The sequence below is a fragment of the Synechococcus sp. R6-10 genome, assembly GCF_047461815.1.
GTDB lineage: Bacteria > Cyanobacteriota > Cyanobacteriia > Thermostichales > Thermostichaceae > Thermostichus.
This window is the reverse complement of record NZ_JANSHW010000737.1, coordinates 1-1,683: the sequence shown is the minus strand read 5'-3', so window position 1 is coordinate 1,683 and position 1,683 is coordinate 1. Positions and strand designations below refer to the sequence as shown.

3 protein-coding genes and 1 tRNA gene are annotated in these 1,683 nt (G+C 52.8%); 3 read left to right on the top strand and 1 reads right to left on the bottom strand.

The window, feature by feature from the left end:
* Window positions 1-262: 262 nt before the first annotated feature.
* Window positions 263-334, top strand: a tRNA-Val gene (locus tag NW837_RS15675).
* A 34-nt stretch (window positions 335-368) separates the two neighbouring features.
* Here the strand turns inward: NW837_RS15675 and NW837_RS15670 are convergent.
* Window positions 369-629 carry a helix-turn-helix domain-containing protein gene (locus NW837_RS15670; protein ID WP_414332620.1) on the bottom strand — a complete coding sequence of 87 codons (261 nt, stop codon included), beginning with the start codon at window positions 627-629 and terminating at the stop codon, window positions 369-371.
* Between NW837_RS15670 and NW837_RS15665 the strand changes: the two genes are divergently transcribed.
* On the top strand, window positions 552-1,025 hold the full coding sequence (locus tag NW837_RS15665) for a helix-turn-helix domain-containing protein (RefSeq protein WP_414332618.1): 474 nt from the start codon (window positions 552-554) through the stop codon (window positions 1,023-1,025). The two genes, NW837_RS15670 and NW837_RS15665, sit on opposite strands and share 78 nt — an antisense overlap.
* Window positions 1,012-1,683 (top strand): hypothetical protein (locus NW837_RS15660; protein ID WP_414332616.1); only part of this gene is annotated, 672 nt, incomplete at its 3' end. The genes NW837_RS15665 and NW837_RS15660, both read left to right, overlap by 14 nt.

Here is a 1,683-nt window from a genome sequence, read left to right as displayed (position 1 = left end):
AAGATTCCGCAGCCAACCCAAGAAGCCCAGAAACAGTGGGCGCAGCTGGGTATGCCGTTGGGCGTCGGGCGTGGTCAGATACTCCCGCAGATAGCGCAGGAGCCTCTCGTCGGTCGCCGCCGTGTTCGCGCTCACGGTAGCACGGCGGTACAGCAGGTAAGCGTCAATCAGCTGGGCGACCTCATCGGCGACGCCGAAAGAGTCGCAGTTTGAACCCAAGTCAACAGTGTGTTTTCGCATGGTAGGAATTTTTCGATTCGCGGGGTATAATCATCTCGGTGGGTCAACATCGTTCACACCGAAGAGGTCGCTGGTTCGAGTCCAGCACCGCCCACTCCCCAGCGTGAACGGAAGCGCTCTGTGCATCGTTAGACCTCTATTGCTTCATGCTCAAGGAGTTGTTTGAGTCTTGTGTAGCCCATTGCCCGCGCAATCTTGATGATTGAGGATAGCGGCGGGTCAACAGCGCCAGACTCGTAGCGCACAATCTGATCCGCTGTGAGTTTCGCACGCTCGGCAAGCTCTTGCTGCGTCATGCGTTGCTTGATGCGATGCAGCTTAATCAGCGTGCCCAGCTGTGCAATTACCGTCAGCGTCTCAGAATCGAGTTGCTTAGGCACTCTTGGCATGCTATCACCTCCTACCCCCATTATACCCGAATATCTCGCAAAAAGTTGCGCCCAGTGAATATCCTGCCATTCACAGAGCATAGGCGGTATCCCCCCTTGACAAAGGCGCATGCTATGTGGTATAATTGGCGTGCTATGCAGATAAAGCGTATAGGCACGGATGGTTCGCAGGAATTGCGCATGGTATTCAGCAGCAAGCTGCGCAAACGACGAGTCGCAAAAGGCTGGACGCAGTTTGAACTCGCCATACGGTCTGGTGTGCCCGATAGGTACATCAGTCGATACGAACTGGGCAGAAGTCTGCCCAACACTGGTCACCTGCGAAAACTTGCAGAAGCCCTCGACGTGACTACGGATTATCTGCTTGGATTGGAGAGCGACGATGACGCCCGATGACGCTCGCGAAAAACTGATGGAAACCATCAAGGGGGTCAAGCATTTCGGTATGCCAGTCGTGTACCCACATTTATTGAATCACGACTTCACGGCTGCTGCGTTCCTGCACCAATGCATACACTGGGCGCAGTATGCAGACGGGGAGTGGGTATGCAAAAGCTACCGAGACTTTGAAGTTATGGGTTTCACGCGAGCGCAAGTTGACCGCTGTAAGGTCAAGCTAAGTGTATACATCCAGTTTCAAAGGCGCGGGATGCCAGCTCGAACGCATTACCGCATTGATTACGCCAAGCTCTATAAGGATGTAGTCCAGTTGCTGGAATATCTGCAACTTGATGCAGGTCTATCTGCAACAAGTTGCAGAAATGGGCGCAACAAGTTGCAGAGATCCAAGCACAGCGTGCAGAGACCGCTGCAACAAGTTGCAGATGTATCTGCAACTGGGTTGAACTCAACTCAAGTTCAAACGGCGTCGCCTAGATTTAATTTAGATTCCCAGATATATGTAGATTCGAATCAGACGCCGACTGTGCGCTCTGCAGCTCCGCTGGAACGGTTATCGTCTTCGATGAACGGCGCACAGTCGGCTGATTCTTCTCATATACATATATCCGATTCTGATTTAGCGTTGCTTGCGCAACGCTATGGAATCCGCTTC

What these genes read in the sequence shown, in the direction of transcription:
- NW837_RS15665 (WP_414332618.1), top strand. Translation starts at nt 552, where the DNA reads ATGCAGCTTAATCAGCGTGCCCAGCTGTGCAATTACCGTCAGCGTCTC.
- NW837_RS15670 (WP_414332620.1), bottom strand. Translation starts at nt 629, where the DNA reads ATGCCAAGAGTGCCTAAGCAACTCGATTCTGAGACGCTGACGGTAATT.